This is a genomic window from Nocardia sp. NPDC003183 (assembly GCF_053590715.1).
Genome location: NZ_JBSFTG010000001.1, coordinates 1,641,273 through 1,655,126, shown reverse-complemented (window position 1 = coordinate 1,655,126; position 13,854 = coordinate 1,641,273). Strand labels below are relative to the sequence as shown.

Annotated in this window: 15 protein-coding genes and 1 pseudogene; 8 read left to right on the top strand and 8 right to left on the bottom strand. The window is 66.0% G+C overall.

What is annotated here, in order from left to right; all coding sequences use genetic code 11:
* Window positions 1-78: 78 nt before the first annotated feature.
* Together ACWDXS_RS07595 and ACWDXS_RS07590 are read left to right on the top strand one after the other, a co-directional pair.
* Window positions 79-336 carry a hypothetical protein gene (locus tag ACWDXS_RS07595; RefSeq protein ID WP_449963260.1) on the top strand — a complete coding sequence of 86 codons (258 nt, stop codon included), beginning with the start codon at window positions 79-81 and terminating at the stop codon, window positions 334-336.
* Window positions 337-378: 42 nt separating this feature from the next.
* Window positions 379-645, top strand: a complete 267-nt coding sequence (locus ACWDXS_RS07590) for a hypothetical protein (protein ID WP_449963257.1) — start codon at window positions 379-381, stop codon at window positions 643-645.
* Between the two features lie 104 nt (window positions 646-749).
* Here the strand turns inward: ACWDXS_RS07590 and ACWDXS_RS07585 are convergent, their stop codons facing one another.
* The 3 genes from ACWDXS_RS07585 to ACWDXS_RS07575 all read right to left on the bottom strand — a co-directional run bounded on the left by ACWDXS_RS07585 (window position 750) and on the right by ACWDXS_RS07575 (window position 3,298).
* Window positions 750-1,049, bottom strand: coding sequence for a hypothetical protein (locus ACWDXS_RS07585; RefSeq protein ID WP_449963255.1), 300 nt, complete (start codon window positions 1,047-1,049; stop codon window positions 750-752).
* A 27-nt stretch (window positions 1,050-1,076) separates the two neighbouring features.
* Window positions 1,077-1,478: a YciI family protein gene (locus ACWDXS_RS07580; protein WP_449963252.1), complete on the bottom strand. Its 402-nt coding sequence runs from the start codon at window positions 1,476-1,478 to the stop codon at window positions 1,077-1,079.
* 1,211 nt (window positions 1,479-2,689) lie between these two features.
* Window positions 2,690-3,298 (bottom strand): TetR/AcrR family transcriptional regulator, encoded by a 609-nt coding sequence (locus ACWDXS_RS07575; protein WP_449963250.1) that lies wholly within the window; start codon window positions 3,296-3,298, stop codon window positions 2,690-2,692.
* 116 nt (window positions 3,299-3,414) lie between these two features.
* Between ACWDXS_RS07575 and ACWDXS_RS07570 the strand changes: the two genes are divergently transcribed.
* Entirely contained in the window at window positions 3,415-4,350 is a 936-nt protein-coding gene (locus ACWDXS_RS07570) for an NAD-dependent epimerase/dehydratase family protein (protein WP_449963248.1), read from the top strand.
* Window positions 4,351-4,367: 17 nt separating this feature from the next.
* On the opposite strand, the gene ACWDXS_RS07565 is transcribed toward ACWDXS_RS07570, so the two are convergent.
* A complete protein-coding gene (locus ACWDXS_RS07565) occupies window positions 4,368-4,580 on the bottom strand; it encodes a hypothetical protein (protein ID WP_449963245.1) in 213 nt (70 codons plus the stop codon).
* 422 nt (window positions 4,581-5,002) lie between these two features.
* On the opposite strand from ACWDXS_RS07565, the gene ACWDXS_RS07560 reads away from it, so the two are divergent.
* The gene (locus ACWDXS_RS07560) at window positions 5,003-5,317 is read left to right on the top strand and encodes a hypothetical protein (RefSeq protein WP_449963242.1); all 315 of its coding nucleotides are present in this window, start codon (window positions 5,003-5,005) and stop codon (window positions 5,315-5,317) included.
* Complete coding sequence (locus ACWDXS_RS07555; RefSeq protein WP_449963239.1) at window positions 5,314-5,751, top strand: STAS domain-containing protein; 438 nt, start codon at window positions 5,314-5,316, stop codon at window positions 5,749-5,751. The genes ACWDXS_RS07560 and ACWDXS_RS07555 overlap by 4 nt, the downstream gene beginning before the upstream one ends.
* Before the next feature lie 302 nt (window positions 5,752-6,053).
* Here ACWDXS_RS07555 and ACWDXS_RS07550 read toward each other — a convergent pair whose 3' ends face one another.
* Window positions 6,054-6,557, bottom strand: coding sequence for a MarR family winged helix-turn-helix transcriptional regulator (locus tag ACWDXS_RS07550; protein ID WP_449963236.1), 504 nt, complete (start codon window positions 6,555-6,557; stop codon window positions 6,054-6,056).
* Between the two features lie 86 nt (window positions 6,558-6,643).
* Here ACWDXS_RS07550 and ACWDXS_RS07545 point away from each other — a divergent pair, with 86 nt between their 5' ends.
* The gene (locus tag ACWDXS_RS07545) at window positions 6,644-7,048 is read left to right on the top strand and encodes a hypothetical protein (RefSeq protein WP_449963234.1); all 405 of its coding nucleotides are present in this window, start codon (window positions 6,644-6,646) and stop codon (window positions 7,046-7,048) included.
* A 130-nt stretch (window positions 7,049-7,178) separates the two neighbouring features.
* Here the strand turns inward: ACWDXS_RS07545 and ACWDXS_RS07540 are convergent, their stop codons facing one another.
* Both ACWDXS_RS07540 and ACWDXS_RS07535 read right to left on the bottom strand, forming a co-directional pair.
* On the bottom strand, window positions 7,179-7,640 hold the full coding sequence (locus ACWDXS_RS07540) for a hypothetical protein (RefSeq protein ID WP_449963231.1): 462 nt from the start codon (window positions 7,638-7,640) through the stop codon (window positions 7,179-7,181).
* Window positions 7,641-8,107: 467 nt separating this feature from the next.
* Window positions 8,108-8,746, bottom strand: coding sequence for a hypothetical protein (locus tag ACWDXS_RS07535; RefSeq protein ID WP_449963229.1), 639 nt, complete (start codon window positions 8,744-8,746; stop codon window positions 8,108-8,110).
* A 1,060-nt stretch (window positions 8,747-9,806) separates the two neighbouring features.
* Between ACWDXS_RS07535 and ACWDXS_RS07530 the strand changes: the two genes are divergently transcribed.
* Together ACWDXS_RS07530 and ACWDXS_RS07525 are read left to right on the top strand one after the other, a co-directional pair.
* Entirely contained in the window at window positions 9,807-11,057 is a 1,251-nt protein-coding gene (locus ACWDXS_RS07530) for a lipase family protein (protein WP_449963226.1), read from the top strand.
* 151 nt (window positions 11,058-11,208) lie between these two features.
* A pseudogene (locus tag ACWDXS_RS07525) lies at window positions 11,209-12,425 on the top strand (alkane 1-monooxygenase).
* A gap of 21 nt (window positions 12,426-12,446) precedes the next feature.
* Here the strand turns inward: ACWDXS_RS07525 and ACWDXS_RS07520 are convergent.
* Window positions 12,447-13,805: a diguanylate cyclase domain-containing protein gene (locus ACWDXS_RS07520; RefSeq protein WP_449963223.1), complete on the bottom strand. Its 1,359-nt coding sequence runs from the start codon at window positions 13,803-13,805 to the stop codon at window positions 12,447-12,449.
* Between the last annotated feature and the right edge of the window lie 49 nt (window positions 13,806-13,854).

Sequence of the window (13,854 nt, the reverse complement as noted above, 5' to 3'; positions counted from 1 at the left end):
CAATGCCTTGATCGCGCTTTCGAGCCGTCACGGTCGAAAATCTGGAAGGTGATCGGCTCGATCGTCAACGCGACGTAGGTGATCACCCGCCACATGCCCAGGTGGGTCGTCTGTTCCATCGTCGCCGAACCGACCGGCGCGCGGATCCAGGTGATTGCGGTCAACACCGACACCTGCGAGACCGACGGCTCCACCACCACCGGCATCACTACTCGCTTGGCCACACCCATCATCGCCTGGCAGGCCAACCCGAACAGTCCCAGCATCCGCTGCACCTGTTCCGCGGAGGTGACGGTCATCGCAATTCGTCCCCACCGCATGACAATTCGGGCCTGATCCTGGCTGGCCAGGATCCTCGGCCGGATCGCACCGAACCCCATGGTCACACTGAATTTCGCCGTCGCCGTCGCGATGACCAGCGGTCCGCGGGCCGGACTCGAACTTCTGGACGGCCTGGACGACGACCCTCGGATGGCCCGCCACCACCGCCTGCACGCCGTCCGCGCCCACCTGCAGGATTTGGCCGGCGACCACGTCGAGGCTCGCACGAACTACCAACTGGCGGCCCGCTACACAACGAGCCTGCCCGAACAGCGTTACCTGCGAGACCGCGCAGACAACCTGGACCAGTCCGACAGCGTCTAGGCGCAACGCCCGCGCATGCCGCGTACGGGGCTGTTTCGAGGTCTGTCACGCATGTCGATCATCGGATCAATCCTGAATGATGGCTCGCCGCCGAGCCGGGATCCTTATACGCCTGGCGATTTCGCCCACAGCGGCTTCTTGCTGGTGCACGCGGCGATGCCGAAGCCGAACACCGTGAGCCCGAAGAAGCACAGCAGTAACCCGCCGATCTTCGCCTCGGTATCGGTGTCCGGACTATGCCCGGAGTGCGAGGACCCGGCCACCACCTCGGCCGGATTGACAATCGCCTGGATCCCGCCGACGAGCAGCACAATCGCCACGAGAATCAAGGCGATGCCGCCGAGCACGCGCTTGGCGGTACGGCGCGGCGGGCCGAGGTTTTCAGGAGCGTCGGAGGCTGGCATGGGACGCAACCTATCAGCGAATGCCATCTACTTGCATGCGCTAACGAACCGTGCTTTCTTCCCTCGGCCGCCGCGCGTGTTCACGCGGATTCGAGGATCGGGCGGATCTCGACTGTCTCCGGTGTCGGCAGAGTCGTGGCCAGTTCGACGGCTTCCGCGCGGTCGGCTACCTCGACGATGAAGCACGCCGCCGAGGGTTTCCTCGCCGGCGTGCGCGGGGCCCTCGGTCACCGTCAATGTCCCGTCGGCGGAGGTGCGCACGGTCGCGGGAGCGGTGTGTTCGGTCTCCAAGGCGTCGCCGCCGACCAGTTTCCCGGCTGCGGCGAGGGTGCCGATCCAGCCTGCGTATTCCGCGCGGTACGCGGCGCGGTCGGCGTGGATCCGGCGGCGTGACTCGTCCGTCTCGAAGATCACGAGTGCGAATTTCATGGTGCAGACTTCGACCGCGGTTCGTCGAACGCGGCGAAAGGTGGGTTGAAGTCTGCACCGAGCGCTGACCGCGGATGTGTCAGCCAACGATGTGATCGCAGCCGCGGGCGCCAGTGGCTCGACGCCGCCGTATCAAGGTCGCCGACCGGCCGACCTACTGCTGGCTATTGCCAAGGCCCTCGCTCGGGTGCACGGATGGCGAGCGAACGCGGTCCGTGATGAACTCTTGGGGAATCCCGTTCTCCAGGATGGGCAGGTAGCGCGAGAAGTCGGACAGGAGTCCACCGCCGTTGGTCGGCCACGACTGTTGCTGCGCGAGCGGAATTCCGAAATAGGCAATCCCCTCGGATCCCAGGTGGGATCGTCGACGGTGACGCACCAGCCATGGTGGATCGGCACGGGGAGATCTTTCGGGCAGGCGATTCCCTCGGCGTAGATCAGGGATTGGGCGCTGTTCAGGGCGGTGCGGGCGGCGTTGGAGTAGCACAGTCGATCGCTCATCTTTGTCGATGTCGTATGGCCGCTTCGCAGGGTGTGAAGAACCGACCGTGCGCGATCAGGAGATGAAATGTGCTCGGATACGTCTATCCCGGTCGACTCTGTCCTAGCTCTGCGGCCAGCCGTGCCTGGTAACGCACGTAACTCAGGATCAGGTCGTCGAATTCACCTGGTGCACTGGGCAGTTCAGTTCCCGGCTTGGCATCGTCGAGGATCGTTCGGAGGGCGGTGACCACATGGGGGAGAATGCGGTGGGTATTTCAATACCGCACGCGGACAAGTGGAGTGCCCGTGCTGAACGTTGTTTCCGGGCTGCGATTGATCGCTGGTTCGGTCGGCGTGTAGTCGAGGTCTATGTTTGATGAAGGTTCGAGGCGTACGGGGCGCTGTGGCTGTGTGATCGAACCGCTCGAAGGCCGACGATGGGCTCATGATCATCCGGCCTTGTTGTCCGCGCTGACGGCAGTGGAATGGGTTACCGGGGACGGCTCTTCCGTACAACAGGGATTTTGACTAGGACCGGATCCCCGGATCCGCCGCAGCGCCGTAGCTCGACCAGAGCAGGCATAGGGGGTCCGGATTCGAGAAAGCCGGCGCTAGGCAGCACGCAGGGTAGTTGAACTGCTGAATCCTGTTCCGGGATGGAATGATTCGTGCGTCTCGCGGACATGCGCGGCCATCGCCCCCCCCGATTGCCTCATGTGGCGCGATTCTTACCGGAACCCCTTTTCCTGCGCCTGGGTCCGCCAGCCGAGCAGGATCGCGCGGAGCGCCTGCTCGGCGAGCCGCTCGGCGCGCTGGTGGCCGACCGCGCCGAGGTAGCCGAGCGAGGCAACGCCGTACAGCACGCCCCAGAGAATCTCGCACGCTTCATGGGGGTCGGCGAGGACCACGTCGTGCGCCTGCGCCCAGGCCGAGACCAATTCCTCCACGAACGCGATCGCCGGTTCCGCGGCACGCAGGCGCTCGTCGGTGTCGACCTCGGGCGAATTCATCACCTGGTACAGATGCGGGTGCTCGCCAGCGAATCGGATGCATTCGGCCGCGACCCGCAGCATGCGCCGGTCGGCGTCGGGCTCCTCGCCCGCTCGCCGGAACTCGGCCAGCATCAGGCGGTGGCCGTGCGCGACCAACTCCAGCACGAGTGCGTCCTTGTTGGCGAAGTACTGGTAGACGATCGGCGCGGTGTACTCGATGTCGGTCGCGATGCGCCGGATCGTCAACGCCGCGGCGCCCTCGGCCTCGAGGATGCGCAGCGCCGCCTCGATGATCGCCTGGCGGGTGCTCGCCCGTTCCCGCGCCCGTCTCGCGCTGATCACCATGCTCCCTCGCTTCGTTTCACGTCCGGACACTATCCGCCACCTTGACGGGCTGCCACGACGTCTCTAATCTGACGATGTTAAAAGATCTAACAACGTTAGAACAAGAAAGGTCTGTCATGGCCGAGCACGAGCACGTCATCATCGGCGCCGGTTCCATCGGCACCAACGTCGCCCGCCTCCTCGTCGAGCGCGGCGAAAGCGTCCGGATCATCACGCGCAGCGGGTCCGGCCCCGAGCACCCGCTGGTGGAGCGAATCGCCGACGACGCCTCCGACGCGTCCCGCCTGACCGAGCTCACCCTCGGTGCGAAGGTGATCTACCACTGCGCAAACCCGCCGTCCTACACGACGTGGGAACGCCTGTTGCCGCCGCTGCAGACCGCGGTGATCGCCGCCGCGAAGGCGAACGACGCGGTACTGGCGCTCACCGGCAGCCTCTACGCCTACGGCAAGCAGCCCGGCGGCAGGATGGACGAGCACACCCCTCTGGCCGCCGCCGGGCACAAAGGGCTGCTGCGAAAACGGATGTGGGAACAGGCGCTCGGCGCAGGTATCCGCACGGTCGAAGTCCGCGGCTCCGACTACATCGGCAAAGACGCGGCAGGTATCTACTCCCTGCTCATCGAGCCGGCCATGAAGGAGGGCCGCGCCGCCTGGATCACCGGCCACCTCGACATGCCGCATACCTTCACCTTCAACGGCGACATGGCGCGGGCCCTGGTCACGCTCGCCCAGGACGAACGCGCGTGGGGCCGCGCCTGGCACGTGCCGTCCCCGCCCGCCATCACCATCCGCGAATTCGCCCGGCGCTGCGCCGAGGCCGCGGGCAGACCGCCGGTGAAACTGATCCAGCTGCCGCGCTTTGTGATGCGCACGGCCGGGCTCGTCGTGCCGATCGCCCGCGAGATGGCCGAGATGGACTACCAGTGGTACGCACCGTTCCAGATGGACGCGACGGAAACGGCGCAAACCTTCGGCCTGACCGCCACCGACCTCGACACCGCGATCCGGGACCAGGTCGACGCCGTTGCCGAGGGAACCGTGCCTATGTGATCGCTGCGAGCGCAGCATCAGCCGGTCTGCCCACCAGACTGTCGGCAGGTTCCGGCCTGTTCGAAGTCGATGGCTTCAGCGAGGTACCGATCCAGGGTCGGCCGCGAGACCCCGAAGGCTGGGACGAGGTCGTCGATGTGCTGCCCTGCGGCCGAAGCGGCGGCGAGCTGGGCGGCGGTGAGTTTGCCGGGGGCGTCGGGCTCGGGCGCCCTCGGCGTCGGCGACCTCACGGGCGTGAGCGGCCCTCTCGCGCATGAACACTCGCTCCATGTGCGCGAAAAGCGCCAGCAGCGCGCCGGCGAGCTCCGCCATGGGCGAGTCGTCGCTGGTATCGATCGGGATCGGATCCCGTCGTCGCCCTCGGCTATCACCACAAGACCACTACCCGCGCCGCTGCCCACGCAGCTACCGACTGGACCCGTTACGCTTCCGGCCCTCGGGTCCCGGAAACCGTCCGGCTGGGCACCACGAACTCGCGACAGTTGTTTACGCGACCCTGCCAGTCCCGCGGGCCGAGCACTGGCGCGTAGCAGTCAGGACCACCGCAGGCGTGCGCCGCCGCGCCTCGATCGACGGCGTTGTCATGAGATCTCAATGTGCGGGATGCGCCGAACTGAAGTTGTCCAGATATTTGCTGAGCTAATCTCCGGGTATGGAGACCAACTTGAACCCGCCGACGCTCACCGCCGAGGAGGGGGGACTGGTTCTCGGTGTCGCCCAGATCGCGATCCACAATCCCCTGGCCCTGCCCGGCGAAACGACCTACAGCTATCTGGTCGCCGAGGATGGTGTCAGATACCGGATTCCGGCGCCGCTCCACGATTGGGCGACCACGACGCTGGCCGAACACGGCGCCCGTTTCGGAACCGGTCTGCCGCCGATCCTGCCGGGGCGATTCGAATTCGGCATCCGAGATGGCCAAATGTTTGCCAACGCACAAGGTGCGGCGCAGCGGCTGGCTCAGTGATCAGAGCTCTGCCGGTCAAGACCTCGGCCTCGCGCCAGCTCGCTGGCGATCTCGAACCGTGCGGGCAGGTGATGATCTTGCGCACCCACGGCGAGATCGACGCCCACTCCGCTCCCGTGTGGCAGCACCTGCTCGACGACGCACTCGCCGCCACCGCCGATAGTGGCCGCCGGCGACTACTCGTCGACCTCTCCGAGACCACCTTCGTTTCCCTGTCCGCCATAGCCGACCTCGCCCGACACCGCTGCCCGAGCACGCGTGCACCGGTGACCATCAGTGTCCTCGACCGCCACGAACCGTCGACGACCGCCCGGATCGTCACCGCGACGGGGCTGAGTAGTTACCTCGAGATATTTCCAGATCTGCCCACCGCGTTGCGGTCACCCGAGAGCGCGGACGAGGGGGCGTTGGCGGGTTCTCTCGGCGATCTGTGACCTCACCCGTCGGTGGATGTCAGCGTCGATGCGGATGCGGATGCGGATCGGGGAGATGTTCGTATCGGCCAATTTTGACGTCGTGATCTTGGTTGGGGCGCAAAGATGCGCAGCCAGATGGTGCGCCAGCGCCAGGCCCGCATGCAGGAACGCACCCGAGCCTTGGTTCCTGTGGTCCCGCGACTCGTCGTCGCCGCCGAAGCAGAACACGCGTCGGAGTCGTGCCCAGTGAACCGCGGTGGACTGATACGTGGTGACACGTACTACCGCATAACCCAGGGCCCGCGGCCGTCGCGTCGGTTCTACTTCGCCGCGGCGGGTCGGTCGATCGTCGCCGATGCGAACTCGACGAGTTCCCAGAGCGTTGCGCGGCACTCGGCGAGCCGCGCCGCGCCGACTCGGTCGGCCAGCCTCTCATCGATCGCCTCGGCGGCCCGCAGGGCGGCCTCGGCGACGTGGCGGCCCGCGGGGGTGAGTTCGACGAGTTTCGCGCGGGCATCGTTGGTGTCGGCTCTGCGCTGCAGATAGCCCAGGGCGACCAGTTCGTCGACAATCGGCCCGACCGTCTGCTTGGTGGTGCCCAAACGTTCGGCAATTTGGGTGACGCGCCGGGCATCGAGGCCGAGGGCGGCGAAAACGCGCAGATGGACCGGGCGTACCTCGGTCAGTCCTTGCGCACGCAGCGCGGCTTGGACCTGATCGGTCACGATCACCGCGAGGCGGCGTGCGAGGGCGCCGATACGCGAGTGCGGGCCGAGTTCGGTGTCGGCGAGGTGTGCGGCGTCTGCGCCGGTGATCCTTGACACAATAGTAAGGCTACCGTACCTTCCTGATCGGTCAGGGCGCCGTACTAATTTCGGTCACTGGAGCCCTCAATCGGATGGAGATCGGGATGAATCACCCTGCAGGGCCGTCACCGGCGAGTGTCGGTCGCCTCGATGGCCAGCCCATCAGCGAGCCCGACTCGGGCCGGATGCCACGTCGACTCGCGGGTGCTTTGCTGGTTCTCACCGGAATCACCCATGTGACCCAGCTCGCTGTCTATGACACCGCAGGTCACGTACTCGGAGCCGTCGGCTACGGCGTGGTGTATCTCGTGCTCGGCATCGCGGTTCTGCGGCGCCTGCGGTGGTCGCTCGTGCTGGCGATCGGCCTACCGGTCATCGGCGGCACGCTGGGCACGATCCGCTTCATCAGCCACCCCAATCCGTTCAGCGTGTGGCATGTGTTCCTGGATCTGATCATCGTGCCGGCGGCTGTGATCACCTGGCGCCGGCAACGGCACACCGGTGTCTAGTCGACAGCTCCGAGTGGCCCCTGCTCGCCCCCGCGGCCCACGGCAAGCACCGGCCGGACTGTTCTGAGGTCTGCCGCGGGCGGTGCAGGCCCGCGCCCGGCGATTGCTTGTCGCGTTGGAACGGCAAGGGTCAGTACTCGGTGACCATGTGTCGTCCTTCGACCGTTCGCAGGCGCCCGGCCATCTCGATGAGCAGGGACTGGCTCTGGGCGGAGAGTCCATGGCAGGCGGTGCTCAGGCGCCGCAAGCCGGTGTCGGACAATATTGCGAGCAGGTCGAGGTCCCCGGAATCCACGCCCAAAACCTCGGCGGTGGTATCGAAATGGCTGCCGCTGACTCCGAACACTGATGCCAGACCGTCTTTGACCAACTGTGATGGCGCACCGCGATGCCCTGCGAGCAATTGCCGGGCGTAGCCATCGCGAACCACGCATCCGGCCTCGGTGGGGAGCTCGACCAGACGCTGTGCGCTGAGTTCGCACCCGTGGCGACGTTCCCAGTGGCACACCAGACTGTGGAGCCATTCGGCGAACGCGGTGACCGGACCACCCCAGTTCTGTACCAACCGCTCCACGGTGTCCTCGGAACCCATGCGTGCCTCTGCTACCACTCGATCCAGTCCAGCTAGCTTCAAGCAACATACCGAGTGGACGGTTCTGTTGCCAGCCATTTCGGGCAAATTCGGGCAACCAAGCGGTCGCGGCAGCGGCCGACGCCACCCGCCTAATCTGACAGATGACACGGCAGCTATCTGTGAGCTATGTTCATGCGAGCTGCGTAGGGCGACCACCCGGTTGACTGGTGGGTCGCGGCGGCCGACCTCGGCGACGAGGCGATCGTGGCGTCGCCGAGATGGTGCAGGCTTGCGTGTTCGAAGACGAGACTCGACTGTCAGTGTGGAACGACCCGCGCGGTCCGAGGCGCGATGCCGGTGCCGACGGACTCGCTACAAGTCACCGCAACCCACTGCGATACAGCGGATATCGCCCGCTCTGCGAGGACGTGACAGGGCGGCTGGTCACGCGAGCGTGGAGATCGCGGGCAGGCCCCTGCGCGTCCTCAGACCGGTGGCAGGCCCTCGAGGCGGAGTTGGGCGTGCACCGCGGCGGCCAGCTCATCTGCGAGCGGTTCCAATGGCGTGACCGGAATCGGCATCCCATCGTCGAGGCGAACCTGGATCAACGCCAACGCCAGGATCATGAAGTCGTCGGAATGGACGATGCCCCAGGTCCGCCGCATCACCGCCGCGGCCAACTGCGACGGCATCGTCGCCCGAAACCGCCACCGTTGCGGATCCGGCACGACGAGAGCCTGTTCGCGCCGGCGCGCTACCGCGCGCTCGGTGACCGCTCGCCGGCGAGCGATGGTCGCCGGCGAGACGTGGCAATACAGTTGCTCGCACAACACCTGTCGCTGAGCGTCACCGCGCGCCACCGCCGTCACCATCGCCACCGCGGTGATCGAGGGAATTGCGCCCCCGTGCGCGGTGATCCAGGTCGAGATCGCCTCCTCGACCAGAGTGGACTCGACCTTGTCGACCTGCTCGGTGAGCGCGGCAGCCTCGGCGTCGATGGCGTGCGCGCGATCGTCGGGGGTCAGGGTGAGATCGATGATCCACTCGTTGCGGATACGGGCGACTTCCTGCCATACCTGCAGATCGATCTCGCGGCCACCCGCGTCGCCGTGTGCCCGGCTCATCGTCGCCGCGGTAGGCCGTGCCGGGCCCGGCGGCCGCATCCGGGGATGTCAATTCTCATGTGCTCCCGCTCTATCGGACTGTGCCGGGTCGGTCGTGGATTCGTGCCGCCTGCCGCGGAGCACCGGGGCTACTGGCCATTCGGCGGGCGCTGCTACATCTAGCACAAATGTGTGCCAGCGGATAACCATGTCGGCGGCGAGGTGTCGAAATTCCGCTCCGCCCGCCAACTATCACCCCGGGCAGTGTCGCCGAAATGTTGCTGATTTCTTCGGTAACAGTAAATCGGGCCCATCCCGCGCGGCCGCGGAGACGAACATATGACGGGTCAACTCGCGGCCGGGAGTCCGCAGTTGCGCTATCGCCCGCACCTGGCAAGCATCTGGGCCCGCGGGTGCCGAAAGTTTCAGAGACCACCTCCAGTAGAACAGGAGTCGTTGATGCTGATCGAGGACTGTCGCGCCCGCGGTTGCGACGAGTCGCTGTCGCGGCACGACACGCAGACGCGGCCGTTGGCAATCCCGGCGTTGGCTGTGGCCGGGTCATGCTCGCGCTCGATGTTGTCGCGGTGCTCCCGATCCGAGCGTGGATGCGAGACTACGGCGTGGCGCTCGTGCTGATGGCCTATGCGCTCCACGTCTGCACTTCCGCAGGCTTGGCCGGTTGGGGTGTGGCGCAGTTGTTGGGCTGCGACGGCCTCGGCAATGAGACCGATGAGGCGACGAGCCGAGCACGCCGCACCGGTGCGGTATCGAACCGGCTACCACGAACACTCGCGCGGGCGCCCCACGCAGCGGCGCCGAACCCACCCGCAAGCACGCACATCACGGCAAATTTCTGGTAATCGATCAATCTGATGCCTTAGGCTGGCTTTGGGGCGATAGTTCGCATTTCGGACACGCGTAGCTACCCAAATTAGCTGAGATCGTTCGCATTGTGTACGGTCTGCAACGCACGCGTTCGAGAGGTCCGACTTCGCTGAAGGGTGCAGGTGTGAGGATTCGGTTTCATAGTTGTGTTGCAGCACTTTCCGTAGCCCTCACAGGGGCTTGCGTCGCCGTGGTGACAGCTCCGCCCACCTGGTCGCTGCCAGTGACAGAGGTCGGCGCCGAGGACTTCTATATGCCACCAACACCGCTGCCCGACATCGCTGCGGGATCGATCATCCGCAGCGAGCCCTCGAACCTGGCACTCTCGATTCCCGGTGTGCCACAGCCTGTTCCGGCCTCGGCGACGCGGATCATGTATCGCAGCAGCGACACCCACGATGTCCCGGCGGCGGTGGTGGGAACGTATCTGGAGCCGGCCGCGCCGTGGACCGGACCGGGTCAACGGCCACTCATTGCCTTCGCGGGTGGTTCCAAGGGCCAGGGAGACCAATGCGCGCCATCGAAACTGCTCACCACGCTGGTCGACGTCGAGCCACCGGCCGATGTGATGGTCGAGTTCGACGTAGTGGCGCTGTATGCGTTACTGGCCCGAGGGATGGCGGTGGTGGTGACCGACTACTACGGTCTGGGCACCCCCGCGGTACATGACCTGCTCAACCGGAAATCTCAGGGGTTCGCACTGCTGGACGCCGCGCGCGCCGCGCTGGCGCTACCGGTCAACGGACTCGACCCCGACGCACCGGTCGTGCTCTACGGCTACTCCCAGGGCGGCGCGGCGGCGGGTGCTGCCGCGGAGCTGCAAGCCGCCTACGCCCCCGAGCTGAACGTGCGAGGCGCCTACGCCGGGGCCCCGGTCGTCGATGACGTGGCGTTCATCAGACACAACGACGGCCGAGCGCACATGGCCCCGACCTTTGCCTGGATGTTGAACGGCATCGCCGCAGACTATCCCGACACCCGCCCGGTACTCGATGCCGAACTCAACGACACCGCAGCGCAGATCCTGCGCGAGGCCCAAGGCAAATGTGCTGTCGTTACCGGTCTGGCACAACAACACCCGAGCACCGCGCAGTGGACGGTCGGTGGTGAGCCGCTACCGGCGGTGATCGACCGGTCACCCGTGCTCGCGCAGGTGTTCGCCGAACAGCGGATCGGATTCGGCGCGCCGACAATGCCGGTCCTGGTCGCGTCGAGCCGCACCGACGATGGCACCCCCTACGACTCGGTTCGGGCCACGGTAGCTCAGTGGTGCGGTACCGGAACCGATGTCGAACTCGTCACCGACCTCGACATGCCGGCAGTCCCGGCTGTCGGGCCCAGCCATGTGCGGGCATTCTTCCCTGCTCTGGAGAAATCGCAGCGCTGGATCACCGACCGGCTCGCCGGTCTGCCCGCGCCGACGAACTGCCCGGCGCTTCCCTGACTGGCGACCTCGACACCGACTGCCATCAGGCACCACGTCGCGGCTCGCCGCAGGCGCTCATCGGCCTCGCCGCCACGAGGTCGATGAGCGCGTCTGCGCAACAACAAGAATCGGCGAAAACCTGAGGGCAGGAAGGGGGAGGGCTGCACCGATGGTGTATCTGTCACCGCGCCGACAGGCCCGGACCGGTCGACACCGCAAGCGGGTAGGTGTCCCGAAACGACTGCTGTGGACGTTCGGTCTGCTCGCACCGGCCTCGGCGCTGCTGCCGGGCACGTTGGTCGGGCTCAGCGGGTTAGCGGTGTTCTGGTGGATCGAGCCGATCTTGGTCCTGATCGTCGTCCCGGTTCTGGACCGGCTCGTCGGTGAGGACGGTCGAAATCTCTGTGAGGCGACTACCAAAAGCTCAGCGCGAGTAAGTACTACCGGTGGTGCACGTTTCTGGTCCTGCCGCTGCAAGCGGGCGCATTGATCACCGCCTGCCGACTGTGGGCCGGCCCGGAGTTGGCGATCGTGGACAAGACCGGCCTGGCGGTGACGATCGGATTCCTGGCTGCGATCGGAATCAACGCCGCGCACGAACTCGGCCACCGGACGCAACGATCCGAGCGATGGCTGGCCAAGTCGGCATTGGCCCAATCCGGCTACGGCCACTTCTACGTCGAACACAACCGCGGCCACCATGCCCGCGTGGCGACCCCCGACGACCCCGCCAGCGCACGGCTCGGCGAATCCCTGTGGAGGTTTGTGCCCCGAAGTGTCTTCGGAGGACTGTGCTCGGCGGTGGCGCTCGAGACAGACCGGCTCCGACGTCAAGGCAGAAGGTGGTGGAGTCGGCGCAACAACCTCCTCCAAGCATGGGCCATGACAGTGTTGCTGTTCGTCGCACTGACCGCGGTGTTCGGGCCGCAGGTCCTGCCCTACCTGGCAATTCAGGCAATGATCGGTATTCTCGAAACGGTCAACTACATCGAGCACTACGGGCTGCTGCGGCGCCGACTCCCCGACGGTCGCTGGGCGCGCTGCTCACCTCGTGACAGTTGGAACAGCGACCGGCTGGTCACCAATATCTTCTTGTTCCACCTGCAGCGACACAGCGACCACCACGCCAACCCCGGCCGCCGGTACCAGACCCTGCGCACCAGCCCCGAATCACCCCAGCTCCCTGCCGGTTACGCGACCAAGATCCTGGTCGCGACGATCCCGCCCCTGTGGCGGCGCGTGATGGACCGCAAAGTCGCTGCCCACTATGGAGGTGACCTGACCCTGGCGAACATCGACCCGCGCGCAGGGGCCGGGTCCAGGGGCGTGGATCGGGCAGGACGGCATCGACCTCGGAGACAGGCGCGCGAGGCAATCATCGGGTAGGTACACCCTGCGCCGCCCGCCTCATTCGTCGGTCGCGGGCGCGACCGGATCGCTACGCAGGATCACTCGATTCCTACCCATAGCCTTGGCAGCGTAGAGCTGCTGATCGGCGGCGGTCAGCAACTGCTCCGGTGTTACTCCCGCACCGGCAACGCTCACCGCGCCGATGCTGAACGAGAATCCGATGGGACCGTCCTGGACTGCGAATCCGGTGTCAGACACCGCGTGTAGTCGGCTCAGAATCCGGGAGCCGTGGTGTGGATCGTCGGTGTGGCCGAGGATCGCGATGAACTCATCGCCGCCGTAGCGAGCCAAAAAGTCCGAAGGTTGCAGACACGTCTGCAGGCGGTGGGCGATCTCGATCAGGAGTCTGTCGCCGGTGTCATGGCCGTAGGTGTCATTGATCTGCTTGAACTCGTCGATGTCGAGCGCGCAGACCAGTTGTGGGCGCTCGATGCTGTCGTCTGCGAGCAGTTCGCGCATGCGGTCGAGCAGATAGCGCCGATTGGGCAGGTGAGTGAGCGGGTCGTGATATGCCTGCCACTGCAGTTGTTGGGTGGTGAGGTGGTATTCGGTGGTGTCCTCGGCGACGCCGAGGATGAATTCCTTGTCCCCGTTGGGGGTTTCGCAGCGAGTCACGGTCCAGGTGATCCACCCGGCGGAACCGTCTGGGCGAGCGAATTCGCCTTCGAAACGCGTCGACTGTCGCTCGGAGAGCTCTGCCATGACCTGTCGCCTGATCTCGGGGGCGCCTTCTCCTGCTAGCTCGAATCCGTTCCGGCCGCGAAGTTCGTCGAGCCGATATCCGGTGATCTTCTCGAAGGCAGGGTTGACATCGAGGATCCGCCCATCCCCGTCACCGATGGAGATGGCGATGCCGGCGTGCCGGAAGGCGGCTTCGATACCTTCGGCAGCGCCACGCTGTTGCAACGTGGCCGCGGTTCGTCCATAGCCACAACCGAATCCGCCTGCCAGGACGCCGAAGTCGGCTGTTGCGGTCTCGCAGTGTGTGCACAGCGTCTGCAGAATCGGTATCGACTGTGCAACCACTGCGGGGTCGCTGAACCCGAGGCCGGCGACAGCGATACCCGCACGTTCGGCGCCGGCGAGGTCCAGGCGCGGTCCGCGCAGCGCGTCGACGAGACACTCGAGGACAGCGCACAGGTCAGCGGCTAGATGTTCCGGAGCTGGTGGGGCCGCGGCGAGATCGGCGATCCGGCTGGCCCACGCGCGGGCAAGAGTGGGCACTGGCACGACTGATCCCTCCTGGGCTGCGAGAATCACCGGCGCCGAACACCCGATGCGCAAGAATGTAGCGAATCCTTGCCTAATGTAGTGAGGTTTCGTAATGACTCGCCGAACCGGTCGGACACTGAGCACCTCAGCGCAGTGAGCTGCACCGGCCGCAGCGACGAGGTAGCTTCCGCAG

Excerpts from the sequence above, each read along its gene's own strand:
- ACWDXS_RS07590 (WP_449963257.1), top strand. The coding sequence starts at position 379 with ATGGTCACACTGAATTTCGCCGTCGCCGTCGCGATGACCAGCGGTCCG.
- ACWDXS_RS07585 (WP_449963255.1), bottom strand. The coding sequence starts at position 1,049 with ATGCCAGCCTCCGACGCTCCTGAAAACCTCGGCCCGCCGCGCCGTACC.
- ACWDXS_RS07580 (WP_449963252.1), bottom strand. The coding sequence starts at position 1,478 with ATGAAATTCGCACTCGTGATCTTCGAGACGGACGAGTCACGCCGCCGG.
- ACWDXS_RS07575 (WP_449963250.1), bottom strand. The coding sequence starts at position 3,298 with ATGGTGATCAGCGCGAGACGGGCGCGGGAACGGGCGAGCACCCGCCAG.
- ACWDXS_RS07570 (WP_449963248.1), top strand. The coding sequence starts at position 3,415 with ATGGCCGAGCACGAGCACGTCATCATCGGCGCCGGTTCCATCGGCACC.
- ACWDXS_RS07560 (WP_449963242.1), top strand. The coding sequence starts at position 5,003 with ATGGAGACCAACTTGAACCCGCCGACGCTCACCGCCGAGGAGGGGGGA.
- ACWDXS_RS07545 (WP_449963234.1), top strand. The coding sequence starts at position 6,644 with ATGAATCACCCTGCAGGGCCGTCACCGGCGAGTGTCGGTCGCCTCGAT.
- ACWDXS_RS07540 (WP_449963231.1), bottom strand. The coding sequence starts at position 7,640 with ATGGGTTCCGAGGACACCGTGGAGCGGTTGGTACAGAACTGGGGTGGT.
- ACWDXS_RS07535 (WP_449963229.1), bottom strand. The coding sequence starts at position 8,746 with ATGAGCCGGGCACACGGCGACGCGGGTGGCCGCGAGATCGATCTGCAG.